Origin of the sequence: Paenibacillus residui, from assembly GCF_042677205.1 — a bacterium.
In the GTDB taxonomy this organism is placed as follows: Bacteria; Bacillota; Bacilli; order Paenibacillales; family NBRC-103111; genus Paenibacillus_L; species Paenibacillus_L residui.
Map to the genome: position 1 here is coordinate 33,614 of NZ_JBHTIU010000082.1, position 19,264 is coordinate 52,877.

At 46.2% G+C, this 19,264-nt stretch carries 17 protein-coding genes and 2 pseudogenes; 5 read left to right on the top strand and 14 right to left on the bottom strand.

Annotation, left to right across the window (positions count from 1 at the left end; genetic code table 11):
* Window positions 1–163 precede the first annotated feature (163 nt).
* The 3 genes and pseudogenes from rsgA to ACFQ03_RS20605 all read left to right on the top strand — a co-directional run.
* Window positions 164–1,231, top strand: a complete 1,068-nt coding sequence (rsgA, locus tag ACFQ03_RS20595) for a ribosome small subunit-dependent GTPase A (protein ID WP_379290636.1) — start codon at window positions 164–166, stop codon at window positions 1,229–1,231.
* Window positions 1,228–2,244 carry an aminoglycoside phosphotransferase family protein gene (locus ACFQ03_RS20600; protein ID WP_379290638.1) on the top strand — a complete coding sequence of 339 codons (1,017 nt, stop codon included), beginning with the start codon at window positions 1,228–1,230 and terminating at the stop codon, window positions 2,242–2,244. The genes rsgA and ACFQ03_RS20600 overlap by 4 nt, the downstream gene beginning before the upstream one ends.
* Window positions 2,245–2,809: 565 nt before the next feature.
* A pseudogene (locus ACFQ03_RS20605) lies at window positions 2,810–3,073 on the top strand (multicopper oxidase domain-containing protein); the annotation flags it as partial.
* Between the two features lie 262 nt (window positions 3,074–3,335).
* Here the strand turns inward: ACFQ03_RS20605 and xerS are convergent.
* The 4 genes from xerS to namA all read right to left on the bottom strand — a co-directional run bounded on the left by xerS (window position 3,336) and on the right by namA (window position 8,163).
* Window positions 3,336–4,406, bottom strand: a complete 1,071-nt coding sequence (gene xerS, locus ACFQ03_RS20610; RefSeq protein ID WP_379290640.1) for a tyrosine recombinase XerS — start codon at window positions 4,404–4,406, stop codon at window positions 3,336–3,338.
* A gap of 691 nt (window positions 4,407–5,097) precedes the next feature.
* Window positions 5,098–5,766 (bottom strand): DUF4085 family protein, encoded by a 669-nt coding sequence (locus ACFQ03_RS20615; RefSeq protein WP_379290642.1) that lies wholly within the window; start codon window positions 5,764–5,766, stop codon window positions 5,098–5,100.
* A 153-nt stretch (window positions 5,767–5,919) separates the two neighbouring features.
* Window positions 5,920–6,810, bottom strand: coding sequence for a Vgb family protein (locus ACFQ03_RS20620; protein ID WP_379290644.1), 891 nt, complete (start codon window positions 6,808–6,810; stop codon window positions 5,920–5,922).
* A gap of 336 nt (window positions 6,811–7,146) precedes the next feature.
* Entirely contained in the window at window positions 7,147–8,163 is a 1,017-nt protein-coding gene (namA, locus tag ACFQ03_RS20625) for an NADPH dehydrogenase NamA (protein WP_379290646.1), read from the bottom strand.
* A gap of 228 nt (window positions 8,164–8,391) precedes the next feature.
* On the opposite strand from namA, the gene ACFQ03_RS20630 reads away from it, so the two are divergent.
* Window positions 8,392–8,736, top strand: a complete 345-nt coding sequence (locus tag ACFQ03_RS20630; RefSeq protein ID WP_379290648.1) for a DUF1801 domain-containing protein — start codon at window positions 8,392–8,394, stop codon at window positions 8,734–8,736.
* Between the two features lie 383 nt (window positions 8,737–9,119).
* On the opposite strand, the gene ACFQ03_RS20635 is transcribed toward ACFQ03_RS20630, so the two are convergent.
* The 7 genes from ACFQ03_RS20635 to ACFQ03_RS20665 all read right to left on the bottom strand — a co-directional run bounded on the left by ACFQ03_RS20635 (window position 9,120) and on the right by ACFQ03_RS20665 (window position 13,834).
* A complete protein-coding gene (locus ACFQ03_RS20635) occupies window positions 9,120–9,878 on the bottom strand; it encodes an ABC transporter permease (protein WP_379290650.1) in 759 nt (252 codons plus the stop codon).
* Window positions 9,875–10,639, bottom strand: a complete 765-nt coding sequence (locus ACFQ03_RS20640) for an ABC transporter ATP-binding protein (protein WP_379290652.1) — start codon at window positions 10,637–10,639, stop codon at window positions 9,875–9,877. Before ACFQ03_RS20640 ends, ACFQ03_RS20635 begins: the two co-directional genes overlap by 4 nt.
* 15 nt (window positions 10,640–10,654) lie before the next feature.
* Window positions 10,655–10,996: a DUF1048 domain-containing protein gene (locus tag ACFQ03_RS20645; protein ID WP_379290654.1), complete on the bottom strand. Its 342-nt coding sequence runs from the start codon at window positions 10,994–10,996 to the stop codon at window positions 10,655–10,657.
* 14 nt (window positions 10,997–11,010) lie between these two features.
* Window positions 11,011–11,358 (bottom strand): DUF1048 domain-containing protein, encoded by a 348-nt coding sequence (locus tag ACFQ03_RS20650; RefSeq protein WP_379290656.1) that lies wholly within the window; start codon window positions 11,356–11,358, stop codon window positions 11,011–11,013.
* A complete protein-coding gene (locus tag ACFQ03_RS20655) occupies window positions 11,358–11,663 on the bottom strand; it encodes a PadR family transcriptional regulator (RefSeq protein WP_379290672.1) in 306 nt (101 codons plus the stop codon). The genes ACFQ03_RS20650 and ACFQ03_RS20655 overlap by 1 nt, the downstream gene beginning before the upstream one ends.
* 410 nt (window positions 11,664–12,073) lie before the next feature.
* Window positions 12,074–13,396, bottom strand: a complete 1,323-nt coding sequence (locus ACFQ03_RS20660) for an alpha/beta fold hydrolase (RefSeq protein WP_379290658.1) — start codon at window positions 13,394–13,396, stop codon at window positions 12,074–12,076.
* 102 nt (window positions 13,397–13,498) lie between these two features.
* Entirely contained in the window at window positions 13,499–13,834 is a 336-nt protein-coding gene (locus tag ACFQ03_RS20665) for an ArsR/SmtB family transcription factor (protein WP_379290660.1), read from the bottom strand.
* 450 nt (window positions 13,835–14,284) lie between these two features.
* Between ACFQ03_RS20665 and ACFQ03_RS20670 the strand changes: the two genes are divergently transcribed.
* Window positions 14,285–14,713 (top strand): SRPBCC family protein, encoded by a 429-nt coding sequence (locus ACFQ03_RS20670; RefSeq protein ID WP_379290662.1) that lies wholly within the window; start codon window positions 14,285–14,287, stop codon window positions 14,711–14,713.
* Window positions 14,714–15,667: 954 nt separating this feature from the next.
* On the opposite strand, the gene ACFQ03_RS20675 is transcribed toward ACFQ03_RS20670, so the two are convergent.
* The 3 genes and pseudogenes from ACFQ03_RS20675 to ACFQ03_RS20685 form a co-directional block, all read right to left on the bottom strand.
* Window positions 15,668–17,938: an ATP-binding cassette domain-containing protein gene (locus ACFQ03_RS20675; RefSeq protein WP_379290665.1), complete on the bottom strand. Its 2,271-nt coding sequence runs from the start codon at window positions 17,936–17,938 to the stop codon at window positions 15,668–15,670.
* A gap of 116 nt (window positions 17,939–18,054) precedes the next feature.
* Window positions 18,055–18,189 (bottom strand): annotated as a pseudogene (locus tag ACFQ03_RS20680) (SRPBCC family protein); the annotation flags it as partial.
* Entirely contained in the window at window positions 18,186–18,515 is a 330-nt protein-coding gene (locus ACFQ03_RS20685; protein WP_379290667.1) for an ArsR/SmtB family transcription factor, read from the bottom strand. The pseudogene ACFQ03_RS20680 and the gene ACFQ03_RS20685, both read right to left, overlap by 4 nt.
* Window positions 18,516–19,264 lie beyond the last annotated feature (749 nt).

A 19,264-nucleotide genomic window follows, 5' to 3' on the forward strand; every position in this document is an offset into this window, starting at 1 on the left:
CTGCTCGTCCATGCAACCCGGATACGATGAAGGTCGTATCCTTTTTTGATTATAAGCCGACTCTTGGCTTTTCGCCGCGAAACAGCAGCTTCTTAGGAGGCTGCTTGTTCGCGGTATTTTTATGCCCAAAAACAACTTTAATTTCTAGGAGAGGATAGGTCCAATGATTGATTTGAAACAATACGGCTATATTGAAGCCGAAACGCCGCCGATAGGCTTAATACCCGGAAGGGTTACGGAACTACAGCGAGAGCAATATACCGTCATCACCGAACACGGAGAAGTGAAGGCTGTATTGAAGGGCTCGTTCTACCACACTGCGGGGACTCGGGAAGATTTTCCGTGCGTTGGCGATTTTGTATTTCTACAATACAACGAAAACGGCGCTTCGCGCATTGCCAAATTGCTGCCTCGCCGCTCGAAATTTTCTCGCGCTGACTATTCGGGACACTCGGCAGGGTATGTCAAAACCATATTGGAGCAAGTCGTAGCAACGAATTTTGATTACGTATTTATCGTGACGTCCCTAAACTGGGATTTCAAGGTCAGCCGCATCATGCGCTACCTGACGCAGACACGGCAGAGCGGCGGCCAGCCTGTCGTAATCTTAACAAAAGCTGACCTGGCCCCGGATTTCAGCGCACCGTTAGCCGAGGTTCAGAAAGCCGCTCCTGATGTGCCGGTACACGCAGTTTCCAGTCACACCGGGAGTGGTTTAGACGGGTTGAGTGAATATCTGCAACCAGGGAAAACCGTGGTATTCCTCGGCATGTCCGGCGTGGGAAAATCCTCGCTGCTAAACGCCCTGATGAATCAGGAAGTGATGACTGTCAATGCTATCCGCGAGGCCGACAGCCGGGGCCGGCACACAACGACGCATCGCCAGCTTTTCATGCTCCCTTCCGGCGCGATGGTTATTGATACGCCGGGTATGCGTGAACTTGGGCTGTTCGGTGCGGACGACGGGATCAGCGCGGGATTTAACGATGTGGAGGAATTATTCACACAGTGTCGCTTCAATGACTGCCGTCATCAGACGGAGCCGGGCTGCGCAGTCCTTGCCGCCCTTGCCGATGGAACATTGGCGCCAGAGCAATGGGAGCGTTACCTTGTACAGAAGCGGGAAAACAAGTTTGTGGATGATAAATCGGGGTATCTAATGGATAAACGGGCGTGGCAAAAATCGATTGCCATGCGACATAAGGGTAAAAACGGAGGGTACAAGAAATGAACAACCATAATGAAAGGATTGTAAAGCCCGAAATACTGGCGCTTGCTTTGGGTAAAATGCTCGACAAGACGATAATCCGCGCGGATTATCAACTTAAAGAGCTGCAAGGCGGGACAGTAGGAGATGTTTGGCTTGTAACAGGCATGGTTGAAACTTCCGATGGTGAAAATCTGCCGTATAAGATGGTTTGGAAAACACAGAAAAAATTTGAGCGTTACGGTGATCCGGAATCATGGCGAAGGGAATACGACCTCTACGCATCAGATTTCCAAAAGTTGTTCTTCGATTCGTTCCGTTGTCCGGAGTGTTATCACGCCGAAATAAATGGCGATGAGATTCAACTGTGGATGGAATATATTGATGGTGTATCAGGCTTAAATCTGACCTCGGAAATTTATGAACGTATAGCCGAGGAATTGGGGCGATTTCAAGGCAGGTTGTATACTGAACGGCCGAAAGTATTGCAGAATCTGTCCAGTTTAAGCAAGGTTGAGTTTATGAAAAACTACTATCTGCGGTATCGGTCATGGAATGTTTTGTATGATTATGTACGCTCCGATGACTGCGAAATTCCGAAGCACCTATGTAAAATGCTCATAGACATAGATAACCACGCGGACGAAATATTCAGACGCATTGAAAAGCTGCCAATAGTGCTTTGCCACAGAGATTTTTGGGTGGCAAACATATTCTATTCGGACAGTAAAATCGTACTTATCGATTGGGATACCGCCGGATGGGGGTATATGGGCGAGGATATCGCGAGTTTAATAACGGATGAAGCAGACGTCCGTCATATGATTGAATACTACCAAAAATGCATTCCGGCGTATTACAGAGGTTTTTCGGAATATGCGGATGTGTCCCATATCTCCGACCATTGTATCTATGACATTATCCTTGTTATGTTCGGCTACAGGCTTGTAGAATGGTATAAATTCGCTGAGTCGCCCGAAGATAAATCAATGCACCTTAATGCCTTGCAAAAAATCCATGAGATGAGAAATATGTAGATCTTAGAAATCGGTACTATTCCGCAGGCGAGTGTCGCGGCGAATTGAAGTATAATGGATGAAATTGGAAGCGGAGCATTTAAAAACATTGGTTATGCAAATCTAAAGAATCGAGGGGAATAGATCAATGAGTATAAGTAGACCTGTAATTCGAACGTATAAGGATTCTAGTGATTTAAAACGTATGCAGCAACTCACAAAAGGTGATTTAGCTTAGCAGCGTCATCGACACGTTGGGAGCGAGGATAATTGGATTAATGCAATTTGGGAAATTGATAATAAGCAGTAGCATGGGGATGGATTAGACTTCCTGTAACCTATCAAATTGACCCCAGCTATCCTGATGTTATTGATTGGTTTGATAGAATGACCGAAACCAATGAACAAAGAGTAACTGTCCTAGAAGCGGAGTCCCATTCCAATAGCAGAAACTCCTGAAGTCCTCACGAAAATTTCATTGGATAATTGCCCTTTCCCAGTTACATTGCCAGAAAAATTTAAGGCAAGACATATCAAGGGTACTGAGGATTTAACAAATCGAGCGGCAGTACACAAGGCTGCATTCCATTCAACAAACCTTCACGGGCATCATATGACGTTATTGAAGAAGAACGGCAAGAAAGTAAGGACGCCTTGGATGACCGACACGTTAAATGTCTATGCAGGTGAGACTTATGAGGTGGCATTTATCGCGGACAATCCTGGAATGTGGATGGATCACTGCCATAACTTGGACCATGCTGCGACAGGGATGACCTTACACTTGATGTACGACAACATCACCCCTTCTTATGAAGCAGGAACGAGATCAGGGAATTTGCCGGAATAATAATGAGTTGCAGGGATGCGGTGCACGTAATTGACTACTTCCACTTATACATCCTTCACCAGAAGAATAAAAACGAGCCGGATTTCCTTAACGTTCGGAAATTCCGGCTTGTTTGATCAAATCTTCACTTAGCGTACGTATTCCGCGTTTTGTTGGCGGGACCCCCAAACGTCTGATCGAGCCCTTGTAACATTAATTGAAAACGGGGCACTTGTTTAGATGTAGTAATAGCAGCAGGGAAGAGCCCATGGCAATTTCATCATCATAAACGATTGATGGCCGCTTCCATCGTTTTATCAGTGAGCTGTGCATACAGCTCCGTTGTGTCCGTGCTTGCGTGACCTAGTTGCCGCTGCGTTTTATAAATATCATTCTTTAAATAATAGCTTGTCGCAAACGAGTGCCGGAGCTTATGTACCGTGAGCATCGGCTTGCCGAATGCAGCAGCATATTTGCTCACCATTTGTTGAATGGCGCGTTTTGACATACGTTTGGCTTGCGAGGCACCTCTAGGAATGGCCAAAAACAATGCTTTTTCCGTTCGATCATGAGGGTAAACGATAGAACGCATTTGCAAATATTGCACCAGAGCTTCTTTACCGGTTTCCGTAAAAAATATGCTCTGTTTGATGCCCGGATCCTTGCTGCCTTTACGGTAAATGTGCGCTACTTTTTTCGTTACATCGATGTCATCGATATCCAGGTTTACAACCTCGGAAACGCGCATACCAGAGGCTAAAATGAGGGTGACAATTGCTGTGTCCCGAACTCTGTTCATTTGATAATAATGGAGCGCTTGCGGGTTGTCGGAGATTTGAGTAATGCAATCACGCGCAATGAATGCGCAGAAGTCATGAATCTCCGTATCGTCTTCTAGAATCTTGCCGTGCAACCGGCTTGCCATCAGTTTCGCATTGGTGAGCCGTTGTGTTTTTAGTTTTGCCATGACATTTCGCTTTAAAAGGGGATAGTGGTCGTCATCCTCGGCAATCTGGCTTAAATAATGGAACAATGACTTGAGGGAAGCGACTTTACGCTCACGTGTCACCTTGCTGTTCTGGTTTCGAAGCTGCAGATGAAGCTTGTATGTGTCGATATTTTGCAAATTTAGCTGTTCGAGATCGAATAGGGTGATCTGATCCATAGAAAGGGCAGAACAGAGGCCTTCCTGAATCATCCAGTGAAAGAACATTTCGAAATCCCGTGTATATTCCAAAAGGGTGGAAGGGGAGAGATCAGCAAGCTTGTGCTGGATATATTGCTCGACATACCAGGGAAACAGGGGGAGCCGCCGCTCCAATAAATGTAAGTCTTGAGCCTTGATAACGTTCATAGCAACACACCTCCAATATATAGTTAACCACATTAATTATTGTAATAGGAACATTAGTTCCTGTAAAGTGTTGATTATTAATATCATTAACTATATACACAAAAAACGTATTTTGTGCGTAAGATGGTCAATAGATCGCTGCCCTAAACCGAGCAGCGATCTATTAGGTAAGCAGCGCAGCAATTGCTCCAGATCGAAGTGCATGTAAATGAAATGGACTTCGTTGCGAGAGACAAGCGGTTCCTGCAGTGTACGGACGCTTGTCTCGTTTGCAGCAGCAACGTGCTGAACGTATGCCGCAGATGGTGAAGGGAATAGCGATGCTGCGGCAAACCCGCTTAATCAGTTCCCATTTAAAAATGCGGTGAAGGCCCCGCGGGATCGATCGCGTGGCCGAACCCGTTTACAAATACCGGTTCTTTAAAACGCGACCTCATCAAGCAAAGTACGATATCTCTCAATGAGCGGAATGACGATTTCATGGAGGGGCAGCAGCCCGGCTGCTGGATCGATTTGCTCCCAAGTCAAATCCACAGGCTCTTGCCGACGTATTCCGGTAGTGGCGGCGAGCTTAAAGATCAGTTGAAACTCGAAATTGGTACGCGTCTCACATTCTCTATTTAGTTTACATAATATACATTATCGGACTCAATAGTTTTATTTCTTTTATTTGTCTGGTCTACCATTTTCTTCATCTATCCAAAATTTCAATTTCTATGTCTTGCGCCGTGATGGTCAATTCCCCTAAAGGACTTTCCAATAAAACATGAAGCTCAAATCCTGTATTTGCTAAATAAACTTCATCATATATCCAAGAACTACCTACGAATACTTCCGATATGTTCAACGAATCGATATCGACACCTTTAAATGTTAATCTAATGTCAGTGTAATAATGAAATGCTCCGCTGCAATCTAAAACCATACTAAAAGTGTCCTTATTAGGGATTTCAAAGGATAATACTCTAGCATCATGTAAAGACTTCTCATACAATTGAACGACATTCTTAGGAAGCCTACCTTGTATTGATAAAAAGCGGCTCCGATACTCGCTATATTGACTCCTATTATGTTCGTCGTATTCCTTTTTCCATTGTTCCGCCATTGCTCTAAGCTCTGGTGAAGGAAATTGACTTCTAATGGTTCCGTCATGTATATAAGGGTGAAATGACTCTGGAAGAAATTCTAATAAATCACGCTTATAATGCTCTAAATCCCTCCTGCATTCCTCTTCAAAATTTCTTCCCTCTGCTTCGTACCAAGCTACATCATTATCCCAATCCTCTTTCGTCTCATGAAAGGTCAAAAAGCCAGCAACTTGCATTTTTCTGTGCCATTTCTTGGTAAAAATGTTTCTCATTTTTACTCACCGCCTATTAATTTCGGAATTAGTATACATTAACATTACCATATAAAACCAGCTAAATAACTTATTTTTATCCCAATCAAATAATGACTTCAGGTTTATAAATACGAGAAGCAGACTACAACTGTAGCCTGCTCGCGATCAAATTTATTCCGAAAATAATAAACAAGCAATCTGATCACACTCTTCGGCGAACCAAACATTTCCTTCGGCACAAACCGCAATGCCATGAGGCTCTGCATTCTTTGTCGGTATTTCATACTCCGTAATAACTCCTTCTGTAGTAATTCGACCGATTTGATTTGCGCCCCATTCTGTGAACCAGAGATCCCCTTTCTTCCCGGAAACGATGGCATGAGGACGAGCGCCAGGCGTAGGTATAGTATATTCCTTCATCTCACCTGATGTCGTAATTCTTCCAACTTTATTGCCGGTAATCTGAACAAACCATAGCGCACCGTCAGGTCCGCTTGTAATGCCGACTGGGCCAGAGTTAGGAGTTGGAATTGGGTATTCCTTAACTTCACCTTCTGTAGTTATTCGACCGATTTTATTATATTGATTCTGTGTAAACCATAATGCTCCATCCGCCCCCTGAATAATAAAGGAAGGAAAGGCTTTTGGATTCGGTAAGTCAAACTCCGTTATTTCCCCGGATTTTGTTATCCTCCCGATTCTGCCGCTGTTCATTTCTGTAAACCATATTGCGCCATCAGGACCTTCCGTAATGCCATAAGGCGAAGAGTTCGCCGAAGGAAGCTCATATTCTGCAAAAAGACCGTTCATCGACATTCTCCCGATCTTATTTGCTTTATATTCCGTAAACCACAAGTCTCCAGATTGATCCGAAACGATAGTCATAGCACCGGCATCCGGTGTTGGGATTGGAAATGACTTCATTTCACCCTTGCCTGTTATTCGTCCGATTCGATTCCCTTTTTGTTCCGTATACCATAGTGCTCCATCTTTTCCGGTAGTTATCCCATACGGTCCCGCATCTGATCCGGCGATTGCATATTCGCGTATCGTGCCTTTCATTAGATTTATCCCCTTTCAAATCATTATCTAATCCAAAATTAGCCACAAAAAAACCTCCCTTTCCGGTTAACGGATAGGAGGCATACATACAAACAATAAGACGTTCTGCTATACAAAAAAAGCAGTCGCACTCTATGTTAATATATAAAAGCCCGCACTTCCCCTATCCCGAAAACCTGAAAAGTAGATTTTCTTTAGCGGATAGGATTAGTAGATCATCGGCTTCTGGTCACCCTTTCATTACTGAATAAACTAAATTTACCATACTCCGCACATGGAATCAACTTATTAGTGCCTGTTTGTGTCATTGAACAATTCATATTGGCCGCTATTGTGTTAGTTCCACCCCCGTTCGTATTGTTTGGGAGCCTCCAGATCATATCCTAATTCATCTGCCGCAGCCTTGGCCCAGTATGGATTTCTTAATAAGGACCTGCCAATGAACACGAGATCAGCCCGCTCATTTTGTAATATCTCCTCCGCCTGGATGCCGCTGGTGATTAAGCCGACCGCCCCGGTGGCAATCGCTGATTTAGTTCTAATTACTTCGCTGTACTTCACCTGATAACCGGGGTAGGTTTTAACATGTGCCGGTACAACTGCGCCTGAGCTGCAATCAATTAAGTCTACCCCTTGTTCTTTCATGCGGGATGCAAAAAAGATGAAGTCCTCCTCTGTATTTCCTTGTTCATGATATTCATTGGCTGAGATGCGTACGAAAAGAGGACCATCCCATTCCATTTTTACTGCCTCGATAATTTTACTCAGGAAATGGTAGCGGTTCTCTCTGCTGCCTCCATATTCATCCGCGCGTTTATTGGTGAGCGGCGATAAAAATTGATTGACTAAATAACCGTGGGCGGCATGGATTTCGATAATATCAAAATCGGCTTCTTTCGCACGTCTGGCTCCGTTTCTAAAAGCTTCAATCGTCGTTTTGATATCCTCAGCGCTCATCTCGACGGGTTTGCTTGACGTCTCATTAAACGGCAGCGCCGATGGTGCATAAATGGGAGTGTTCAATTCTGCTTTTCTTCCGGCATGTGCGAGTTGAATCCCCGATTTCGCTCCGTAACTATGAATTTCCTTATTGAGCTGTTTTAAACCGGGAACATGCTCCTCATCCCATATCCCTAAATCCTGTTCCGAGATTCGCCCTTCAGGTTGGACTGCTGTTGCTTCTACCATGACTAGTCCGACTTGACCAACAGCACGGGAAATATAATGGGATAAATGAAAAGGCGTAATCATCCCGTTCTTATCCAATGATGAATACATGCACATTGGAGACATAACTATACGATTTTTCAGTGTAACCCTTTTAAAATCTATGGATGAAAAAAGCTTAGACATGGATAGCCTCCTGTTTCAGATTGTCTTTATCATTAGGTATACTTCTTCTTTTGGCTTAATTCCTGCTTATGCTTCCCCAATCTTGCTTTGTTAAACCAATTATGGTCTAACGAGGCTTCTTTACCTAAAGTAAACACATCGGCTTCCATATATTTCTTTACAGAATGATTCGGATCGTTGTATATTTTCCTTATGTAAATAATTTCCTGACAAAGGAGCTGTATCGGATTGAATAAAGATGTTGATGTAACCTCTTTTATCGAAAACCTCAGTCAACCATGGCAAGTTGAGGTATCCAACCGGCTCCGTGAATTGGTTCATGAAACCATTCCGGCGGTCGAAGAACGTATCCAGTACAAGAAACCGCATTTTCTTAAGAACGGACATTACGCCGCGGTGATTTCCCCTTCCAAAGACGCTATTGCGTTCATGATTATGAATGCTGCCGAGCTGGAAGTACCGAAAGAATTTGAAGGACCGCCTGAACGGAAATGGTTGAAAATCCGTGAAGGCGACTCGCCGGACTACGGTCTTTTAAGTCAATTGCTCGAAAAGGCTTCCAGTTCGCTCTAATGAGCTGAATCGACCTTGTTCTACCTATGCTGCAGCGAGGCCTCGATTTAGATCAACTTGCCGAGTACCCCGCCAACCAGAAATAACTTTATACAAATAAAAGCACCAGAGAGAGTGCGGTATCAACCGTATTTTCCAGGTGCTTTTTTTACTGCACTTTATGCTGTTTCTGTATCCTAATTGTTCAAAAATGTAAGTCCCTAGAACAAATTCATATAGCTTCTTGTAATCCCAACCTCTTCGAAGCCATGTTTTATATACAGATTCCGCGCTACTTCGTTATAAAGTGCTGTGTCTAAATGAATCTGATCGTAGCCTTTACCTCTATAATGATCTTTGCTCAAAATGGAGTCCAATATCTCTGCTAACAGGGTTTGGGTTTATTACACCCGCTTTTTATACGCCCTCATCGCAAAAAAATACGCTACGAGCAAAATCCCAACACACCACGCAAGAGCGACCCATATTTCATGGCCCACCGGCTGACCTGACAGTAGCGAACGGATGGCTTCCACGATCGAGGTTACCGGCTGGTTTTCGGCAAAGGCGCGAACGACCGGCGGCATCGACTCCGTCGGCACAAAGGCCGAGCTAATGAACGGCAGGAAGATCAGCGGATAGGAAAATGCGCTCGCCCCTTCGACCGATTTTCCGGACAATCCGGCAATTGCCGCGACCCAAGTCAAAGCCAGCGTAAACAGCACGAGAATACCGGTTACGGCGAGCCATGGCAGAATTCCTACGGACGAGCGAAAACCCATGATGAGCGCTACGAGAATGATGACCACAAGGGAAATCACATTAGATACCAGCGAGGTCAGTACATGCCCCCACAGCACGGCGGAACGCGCAATCGGCATGGAGTGGAACCGCTCAATGATGCCCCGCTGCTTATCCATAAACAGGCGGTAAGCCGTATAGGATATCCCGCTTGCAATCGCAATCAGCAGAATGCCGGGCAACAAGTAGTTCACATAGTTATCCGTACCGGTTTGGATTGCGCCGCCAAACACATAGACAAACAGCAGCATCATCGCGATCGGGGTGATACAGACCGTGATGATGGTGTCCATGCTGCGGAAAATATGACGCATGGAACGTCCAAGCATAACGCTCATGTCGCTGAAAAAGTATTTAGTCATGATTTTTTCCCCTCCTTATTACCGATGATTGCGAGGAAAATCTCTTCCAAGGTAGGTTGTTTTTCCACATACTCCACCTTTGCGGGCGGGAACAGCTTTTTCAGTTCCTTAAGCGTGCCGTTGGTTATAATCCGACCCTCATGCAAAATGGCAATTCGATCGGCAAGCTGTTCGGCCTCATCCAAGTACTGAGTGGTTAGAAATATCGTCGTGCCGCCGTCGGCAAGCTCCTTGACGGTCTTCCAAACCTCGATGCGAGCCTCGGGGTCAGGCCCTGTGGTCGGCTCGTCGAGGAAAATGATCTGCGGATTACCCACCAGGCTTAGGGCGATGTCGAGCCTGCGGCGCATACCGCCCGAATAGGTAGAGGCCTTGCGGTCCGCAGCTTCTGTCAGGCCGAAGCGTTCAAGCATGTGATCCGCAACCTGGCGCGGATTTTTGAGATGCCGCAGTTTGGCGATCATGACCACTTTTTCCCGTCCGGTCAATATCTCGTCCACGGCGGCAAATTGTCCCGTCAAACTGATTGATTGTCGTACTTGGTCGGGCTTTGACGCGACGTCAAAGCCGTTTACGGTGGCGGTGCCTCCGTCCGGTTCGAGCAGCGTGGTGAGGATTCTGACCATCGTCGTCTTGCCCGCCCCGTTCGAGCCAAGCAGGGCGAAAATCTCACCTCGCTTCACTTCAAGATCGACACCCTTTAGGACATCTGCGTGCTTGAAAGATTTTCGCAGACCTTTGACTTCAATTGCTTTTTCCATCCGGACATCCCTCTTTTACTTTGTTTTATCCGTCACCTTTTGCATGGCCTTGTTAACTTCCTGCTCGACAGATTCTTGATAATTATCAGCGTAAGTTTTGGAATCTTTGATTAGATCGTCGCAGAATGCCGCTACGTCACACCCCGTCACTTCGAGCACGTCTTTTCCCACGGCAGCGCCCTCTTCAAAAAGATCGACAATCCCCGAGAGCACTTCGGTTAGCTCAATAGGGCCGACCTTAAAGAGATATTTTTGGATCTCTTTATAAACGATCTGATAATCTCGCGGGAGCGCTTTGACACGCGCCACATGCGCCCGCCACTCTTTTTTTCCTTCGATGATATCTCGTATTCTCATGTTATCCTCCACTCCTACTTGCCTAATTTTTTTGCGATATTATGATTGAGTTGCTCGCGCCACTTGTCGCGAAAAGACTTTGCCCCTTCTTCGCCGGCCAGCGCCGAACAGAAACCTTGGATATCGTCACCTAACACCTCTTGGACACGCTGACCGTCCGCCGCCGTTTCTTCAAGGAGGCCAAGCACACCGTCAAGAATTGGCATAAGGTTGCGACCGGAAAAATCGGAGCGCGGCCAAAGGCATGCATTAATTTGTTTCCATGCCGCCTGATAATCAGCCGGCAGCTTTGAGGCTCGCGATTCAAAACTTTTCATTTTCTTGGTCATGTCGCTGCCGGTGATTTTTTCCCAAAAATTCATTATTCTTTCTCCTTTAACTCGTTTATTTTTGATGATACGAACTCCCATTTGTCCCAGAACCTCCGCAGTTCTTCGCGCCCCGCGTCGTTGATCGCAAAAAACTTTCGCGGCGGTCCCATGTCGGAGGGTTTCTTGGTGATCGTCACCAACTTGTTTTTTTCAAGACGGACCAGGATGGTGTATACCGTTCCCTCCACAACATCTTTAAAGCCGAGGGCGTTCAGCCGCCGTGTGATTTCGTACCCGTAGGATTCTTGGCGGCTTATAATTTCAAGGACGCAGCCCTCAAGCACTCCTTTGAGCATTTCCGTAAGATTTTCCAAGACAATCGCTCCTTGCTATTCTGTGTGACTAGTATGAAGTGTTACTTACTACCGCTATAAAGTAACACATAGTAGTTTGTTTTGTCAATGGCGTTTGCACGAACAATTGACGGGTTATTATACCTTATCTCAAGTTCAAATCAGTGTATTAATGCTTCCAAAAGCAGCAAAAAGCTCCCCCTAATGCCTACGGAAGAGGAGCTTAAACGTTACTATGACTTATCATTTTCCATTTCTCACGAATCTCTTGATCCCTTCAGCGCCCCCGCTGATATGCCAGGTACCGACCAAACGATCAAGCGATCGAAGATCAGGGTTTGGCCTTGGCGGTGGATACGCTTGATCTTGTAAGTTATGATCAGTCATTGGTTTCTCCTCCCAAATGATTGATCTTATTTCATTTTCACATCATCATTAATGATTGCTTGCGCCAGTACGCCCGGAGCCATCATGACTGCCGAATGATCTTGTCCGGATAGCGTATGGTGTTCAGCCAGAGGTAATAGTTCGGCTAGCGCCTTGGCCGCGTCATGGAAAAGTGATTCGCTGTTTTCCCCTGTCATGACCAAGGTAGGGACACTCCCTTCCCATCGACCGGTTGGCAGAGGTTTTCCGGACTGCGTCTCGCCCATAATCATCCCGTCATAGACAAGCGTATGAGCCATGCTTTCCATCGACTTCCAAGATGGATCTGCTTTCATATATTCGATATATTCCGTCGGTATACCGACAGCTTCGGTCATGTAGTATTCTACCGCTTCACTTCGTTGGCCGGTTTCGACGAATTTATTCAATTGGTCTATGTATTCTGCCGACACAGGTTTGCGGCTGTCATTAATAATGAACGGCGGTTCGTACAGATAAAGCTTTGACACTTGATTTCCTAATTTGTTGGCTGCGTCAAGGGCTAGCACCGCCCCGGATGAGCTGCCGAACAAACTTGCATTACCACCGGCTTCACGGATCAAAGCCTCTATATCCTCAATTTCGCGTTCAACAGCGTACGGCGTTGTATCGGAGCTTTGTCCGCGTCCCCGACGGTCGTAGTTGTAGACGGTGAAATGATCGGCAAGCTGTTCGGCGAGCCCCGCGGCATCCCGATGATCGGCAGCCGCAGACGATACCAAAACAATGGCGGGTCCGTTTCCTTGCTTTTGATATGCGATTCTTGTTCCGTCTTTAGAAATAATCGTTTTCATATTTATCTTTCCTCCTGTTAATGTTGTTTCTACATATTCTTCAAGTCGAGCGAAGGCATCGGTGAATCCTTCGATCATCCCCATCGCCTCGGCGTTTTCCAAGTCATGGACGCTTGCGAAACGGGTCACAATACGAAGCTTCGTACCTCCGGCCGCCTTCTCGAAATGAACGGTTGTGAGCATCTCGCTGTTCTCTACGACATTCCAATCTCTGTCGGCGAACGAGTCGATGTAAACTAGCTTGGACGGTTCGCAAACATCCTGGTAGACGGCTCGGCAGAAAGCCTCTTCTCCGGTGCCATCGTCGGATTTAAGGCTATAGCGCCAGACTCCGCCGGGCCTCACATCCATTTCATATATGGTGGAAGTCCAGGACCTGGGCCCCCACCAACGGGCAACGTGTTGCGGCTCAGTCCATCCTTCCCAGGCAAGCTTGGGAGATATGGCTACTATACGTTCGACGGTAAGCTCCCGACGCTCTCGATCTCTATAGATTCTTGTCTGTCTTGTTCTCATCGCGTTTCATCCTCATTACGTAATTTTCCAGTGCATCAAGACGCTCGTTCCAGATGGCCTGGTAGTTCCAGTAATAACTGGCGATTAAGCTGTTGATACCTGTCATAAGTTCTCCTTTCTTTTGTAGTCGAGCATATAGTCCTCGAAATTGTCGAGCCGTTCTTCCCACAGGATGCTGAATGAATCGAACCATTCATCCAGTTCCTGAAACGGTCGGGGTTCAAGGCTATATATTCGCTGCTGCGCCTTGCTGCGGACGCGTACCAACCCAGCCTCGCTCAAAATACGCAAATGGCGAGATACTTGAGGCTGGCCGATGTTGAGGGCATGGACGATTTCACTGACGGATCGCGGCCCTTGCTTTAAAAGTTCAACAATGTTAAAACGGTTCGGCTCGGCGATCGTAAATAACGTTAATTGCATCGCTGTCGTATTCATGCCATTAATATACACCATTACGTATATACACGTCAACGTATATATTAGTTTTGTTGTACAATAAAAATGTAGTTAAATGGGAACACACATGATGCGGCTGACCTTGAAATCCCAGTTTAGGGACGCCACGATAAATACGTATTCAAAATTCGTGGCTACGACATGCTCCAATATGGTTTTGACATACCCTGCTGCGTGTCACAATTAGTCAGCGCGGGAAAAATCGAGCGGCACGGCAGCAATTTGGCAATGCTCGAAGCGCCGTTTTAGTTGTATTGTCACTGTTCGGAGATGATTTACCCATGGATTTAAAGGAACTGAAGACTTGCTGATACATAGGACGATAAGCGAGAGCTTTTGCAACATAGCAATCCAGAAGAAACTATTATATTCTTCATATGTTATCGTAAGCATCAAACATAAATTATTGCAGTTAGAAAGGAGTAAGACATGGCAAATATCGAGCACTTGCAAACCGTAAATGTTCCAGCGTCGAAGGTGTATGAAACTTTAACCACTGCTGAGGGACTGTCGGAAATATGGACAAATGAACTCATTGTTAATAATCAGATTGGCTTTATTAATGAATTTCGATTCGGCAGCAATGACATAACTAAGATGAGAATAGAGGAATTGATCACTAATAAAAAAGTCGTTTGGCAGTGTATAGATTCAGATCCAGAATGGATTGGTACGACCATTTCCTTTGATATTGAAGGGAAGAACGGGAAGTCTTTTATTACTTTGAGTCATTCGAACTGGAAAGAAGTAACGCCATTTTATCGTTCCTGTAACTACAACTGGGCTATTTTCCTTTATAGTCTCAAATCCTACTGTGAAGATGGCGATGGAATCCCCTATCATAAACGTAAGTTTTAATAATTGGAGTTATATTGCGCATTTCGCTAAAAGGGAAACGATAGTTTAATAAGCCGCCTCTTCAACGAGGCGGTTATCTTATCTTCGAAATCAACACCAGGATAAAGTTATTTTGGGCATAAAAATACCGCGAACAAGCAGCCTCCTAAGAAGCTGCTGTTTCACGGTAAAAGCAAGAAATCCGCTTATTATCAAAAAAGATCCGATCTTCATCGTATCCCGCTACGTCCTCAAGTGTTGTTTTATATGTTACCTTAAAATGCCAAGGTGGTACCAGCGTAGCTGATACCACCCCAAATACGGCTTGTCTATCCGTCAAGTCCGGCGGAAATTAGTTCGGTTTGCATAAGCATTCCCTAGCCGTTAACTCCATCGGATCCAAGCAGCTTCATACGCAACTGGTACTGCAGCGTAACTGGCAATGTATCATCCAACATCGTGTACTCCTCCAATAAGCGATATTATAGTGGATATATCATCTTAACGACATGTTGATATGGTAAGTATGAACAGAAATAGTTACCAAGTACCAAGCAAGTATGGACTTAGTATAGCAGCATATCACCCGTAAGCTAATACCGATATTATATTTTCATGTAAATAAGATACGCGGCTGACGGCTTCCCTTTCTAAACTATGCGCCATAATAGGTGTAAAATCAAGCTTCACTGTGCTGCGTTGCACTCGGGCATATAGCTAAATCGGCGGATGACAGCGAAACGGTTTCTCCCATAAACCTGTCCTTGTCCGTTCACTTGGCTCAAGCATACCATCCCCCCTAATGTATTTTGATAAGCGATTATTGCTCTAAAAACTCTCATTCAACCAGCTTATAAATCACTGAAGCTAGAACGGATATCCCCGCTTTTTTAGCCGATAATGAAGAACCGAAAGGCTGCCGATTTCTGCCGGCAGCCCTGGTTGAGGATTCGTGAGTTTATAGTATTGATGTAATTACACCAAGTATCTTCCCGTGATCGACTGCTCCGCGTGAATGATCTGCGCAGGCGTGCCCTCGAACACTACCTGGCCGCCCTTGCTGCCTCCGTCGGGTCCCATATCAATGATCCAATCCGCATTTCGGATGATATCCAAATTATGTTCAATGACAATGACCGTATTACCGGCGTCTACCAGTCGGTTCATGATTGCAAGCAAATGGCTGATATCGGACATATGCAGACCGGTTGTCGGCTCGTCCATGACATAAATACTCCCTTGTTTATGCAGCTCGCTGGCCAGCTTGATGCGTTGGCATTCCCCGCCCGAAAGCGTACTGAGCGGCTGGCCGAGCTTCAAATAACCCAGTCCCACATCACTCATGGCTTGGAGAATTTTCGAGACCCCCTTCAAGTTAAAGAAGGCAAGGGCCTGTTCGACGGTCATCTCCAATACATCAGCAATGGATTTGCCGTCCAACTGATAGGCCAGCACTTCTTCCTTGAAACGTTTGCCCCCGCATACCTCGCAAGGGAGTTTGACGCTTTCCAAGAAGGACAGATCGGTATAAACGACGCCGAGACCTTGGCAGTTTTCGCAGGCCCCTTTGGAGTTAAAGCTGAACAAGCCGGGGCTCACTTTATTCGCAGTCGCGAACGCCTTGCGCACATCGTCCATGATGCCGGTGTAGGTGGCCGGGTTGGAGCGGGTCGAGACGCCGACTGCCGACTGGTCAATAACGATAGAATCGGGATGCTGGCGCAAGAACACCTCGTTAATTAATGTGCTCTTCCCGGAGCCGGCGACGCCCGTCACTACGGTCAGCACACCTGCCGGTATATCGACGCTGACATTCTTCAAATTGTGCAGGTTGGCGTCCACAATGGACAGATGGCCCGAGGCCTGGCGGAAACTGGCTTTGATCGGCAGTTCCTGTTTCAGATGGTTGCCTGTCAGCGTATCGGCCTCCAGCAGGCCTGAATAACTGCCTTCATAAACGATGGTACCCCCGCGGCTGCCTGCATAAGGGCCGACATCGACAATATGATCGGCCACTTTGATGACGTCGGGATCATGTTCGACCACTATGACCGTGTTGCCTTTATCGCGCAGCTTCTGAAGCAATTCATTGAGCCGGTGCACATCGCGGGGATGCAGCCCGACGCTGGGCTCATCAAAGATGTAAGTGACATCGACCAGACTGCCGCTCAGATGCTTCACCATCTTAACCCGCTGCGATTCGCCGCCGGACAACGTATCCGTCTCACGGTCCAGCGTCAAGTAGTCCAGTCCGATATCCACCAGATGCTGCAGACGCTCCGTCAGCGACTTGACAATCGGCGCGGCAACCGGATCGTCAATCTCCCGGATGACGCCGATGAGCTGGCCCACCTCCATGGAGGACATCTCCGCAATGTTGAGTCCGTTGATCCTGCAGCTTAGCGCGGCCTGATTGAGTCTCGCGCCGCGGCAGCAGGAGCAGGGACCTTCGGTAATGTATGGCGCAACCGCTTTTTGTGTACGTTCGGACTTCGTTTTCAAATCCTGCTTTATGTATTTATTGGTGAACTTCTCAATGACGCCTTCCACTGTAATATTCGTTGCCTTACCGGCGAAATCCATCTTCACTTTCCTTGCCTTGGCGTACAGCAATTGCTCCAGTTCCTCATCCGAATAATCGCTCAGCTTCTTGTCGAGATCGAAGTCCCCCGACTGCACGATCATGTTCCATTCCCAGCCGCCCACTGAATAATCCGGCAGCATAATTGCCCCTTCATTCAACGATTTAGACATGTCCAGCGCCTTGCTCATGTCGACGCCCAGCCTGCGGCCGATCCCGTTGCATTCGGGACACATACCTTGCGGATCGTTAAACGAGAACATGTTCACTTCTCCAACATAGGGCTGGCCCAATCGTGAGAAGAGAAGGCGAAGAATGGGAGAGATATCGGTAATCGTGCCCATCGTGGAATGGGAACCGCCGCCCAGCCGCTTCTGGTCCACAATAACCGCCATGCTCAGGTTTTCGATCCCGTCTGTATCCGGCTGTGGAACGCGCGGCAGGAAATTACGCACGAACATGCTGAAGTTCTCATTCAGCAATCGCGTGGATTCTGCTGCAATCGTATCGAAGACGATCGATGACTTGCCGGATCCGGATACCCCGGTGAAGATCGTGATCTTCCGCTTAGGAATACGCAAGGATACGTTCTTGAGATTGTTTTCCCGGGCACCACGAATTTCAATATATTCTTGGTAAGGGTGGGACTTCGAGCTCTCCTTCATGAATGACCTCCGAATTGTATAAATTCAAATTGGTGAACATCATTATCACAATATTCATGGATTCTCTGTTTCCTGGGATAGTAGTGCCAGCGAAGCAGCTATTACTCGCAATGCAGAAATCGGTGTCCTACGACGGGCTTGAAATCATTTTCCAATACCCACTTGGCAAGCATTTTTGAGTCGGTTAACGCGGACCAAAGCTTCTCGATCGATGTCGTGTACTGAAAATCCAGCTCTAACTTCAAACTCATTCTTCTTCCTCCTCTAATAGTTGGTTCAAGCGCAACATATTCGTGCTCCAGAACTTGCTGTAGAAAGCCACCCAATCTTGAACTTCTCTAAGTGGAGAGGCATTTAGCCTAAATCGCGTTTCTCTGCCGACTTTTCGGTCATGTACCAGCCCGGCCTCTTTAAGGATTGTCAAATGCTTGGATACCGCTGTACGTCCCATTTGAAAATGTGCCGTTAACTCATGAAGCGGTTTTTCCTCCGTCTCTGCTAACAAACTAATTAGTTGTCGCCTGGTTGGATCTGCAATCGCGTCAAACACATCCCTCAATTGGTTGTTCTCGCTCACAACTCTCCCTCCAAACTTTTATTTTGTGTAATGGAAAGTATTGCTGATACGAAGGGATAGCCGTTCATTTCACCACCTCCTTAAAGTTGCGGCTCTCCGGACACTGCGTCCGCCGCTTAACTAATACCCGAATAAGGCGTCCTTTTTGATATTCCGTTTGGATATATTATTAATCTAACCATCTCCATTCTGACTCCAATGTTTCCAAATGACCGACTCTTAATTAGACACCATTTGGTGACTATATAAATATAGGACACCATTTGGTGTCGTGTCAACAATATTTTTATACTCCATAATTGATCCGCCTTACAGTATAATAATCTTTAAGCGACAAAGAACGCCTGGCTCCATTCCAACAAGGAATGGAGCCAGGCGTTCTTTCATTTTATCGGGGAGGTGCAAGCTGAATTGAAATTCGAAGTGGCCCATACCGAGCTTATCCAGTTATTTAACATCGACCATCGCACTTCTCACTACAGTACGCATGCTCAAATCACTCTGCGATAAAGGCTGGTTTACGCCAATAACTGTTCGACAGGCAATCATGTTGTGTGTTATGAACTTTTGACGAGACATCCTGCAGCTTTGATAGAAAAACTGCAATTTTACATCTTTTACCCGGGTTGTTGTTTGGTTGGAAAAAATTGCTGCAAAAATACATCCTTTTGAGCCTCAAATTGAAAGTATTCTGTGTACCAAGATTTGGAGCCTTCACAGGCGACAAAAAAGTAGGGTATTCTCGGGAT

Bases quoted from the DNA above. Each gene is read 5' to 3' on its own strand.
- ACFQ03_RS20635 (WP_379290650.1), bottom strand. From the start codon at position 9,878: ATGACTAAATACTTTTTCAGCGACATGAGCGTTATGCTTGGACGTTCC.
- ACFQ03_RS20600 (WP_379290638.1), top strand. From the start codon at position 1,228: ATGAACAACCATAATGAAAGGATTGTAAAGCCCGAAATACTGGCGCTT.
- ACFQ03_RS20660 (WP_379290658.1), bottom strand. From the start codon at position 13,396: ATGAGAACAAGACAGACAAGAATCTATAGAGATCGAGAGCGTCGGGAG.
- ACFQ03_RS20615 (WP_379290642.1), bottom strand. From the start codon at position 5,766: ATGAGAAACATTTTTACCAAGAAATGGCACAGAAAAATGCAAGTTGCT.
- namA (WP_379290646.1), bottom strand. From the start codon at position 8,163: ATGTCTAAGCTTTTTTCATCCATAGATTTTAAAAGGGTTACACTGAAA.
- ACFQ03_RS20640 (WP_379290652.1), bottom strand. From the start codon at position 10,639: ATGGAAAAAGCAATTGAAGTCAAAGGTCTGCGAAAATCTTTCAAGCAC.
- ACFQ03_RS20620 (WP_379290644.1), bottom strand. From the start codon at position 6,810: ATGAAAGGCACGATACGCGAATATGCAATCGCCGGATCAGATGCGGGA.
- ACFQ03_RS20665 (WP_379290660.1), bottom strand. From the start codon at position 13,834: ATGAATACGACAGCGATGCAATTAACGTTATTTACGATCGCCGAGCCG.
- rsgA (WP_379290636.1), top strand. From the start codon at position 164: ATGATTGATTTGAAACAATACGGCTATATTGAAGCCGAAACGCCGCCG.
- ACFQ03_RS20670 (WP_379290662.1), top strand. From the start codon at position 14,285: ATGGCAAATATCGAGCACTTGCAAACCGTAAATGTTCCAGCGTCGAAG.
- ACFQ03_RS20675 (WP_379290665.1), bottom strand. From the start codon at position 17,938: ATGAAGGAGAGCTCGAAGTCCCACCCTTACCAAGAATATATTGAAATT.
- xerS (WP_379290640.1), bottom strand. From the start codon at position 4,406: ATGAACGTTATCAAGGCTCAAGACTTACATTTATTGGAGCGGCGGCTC.
- ACFQ03_RS20645 (WP_379290654.1), bottom strand. From the start codon at position 10,996: ATGAGAATACGAGATATCATCGAAGGAAAAAAAGAGTGGCGGGCGCAT.
- ACFQ03_RS20650 (WP_379290656.1), bottom strand. From the start codon at position 11,358: ATGAATTTTTGGGAAAAAATCACCGGCAGCGACATGACCAAGAAAATG.
- ACFQ03_RS20655 (WP_379290672.1), bottom strand. From the start codon at position 11,663: ATGCTCAAAGGAGTGCTTGAGGGCTGCGTCCTTGAAATTATAAGCCGC.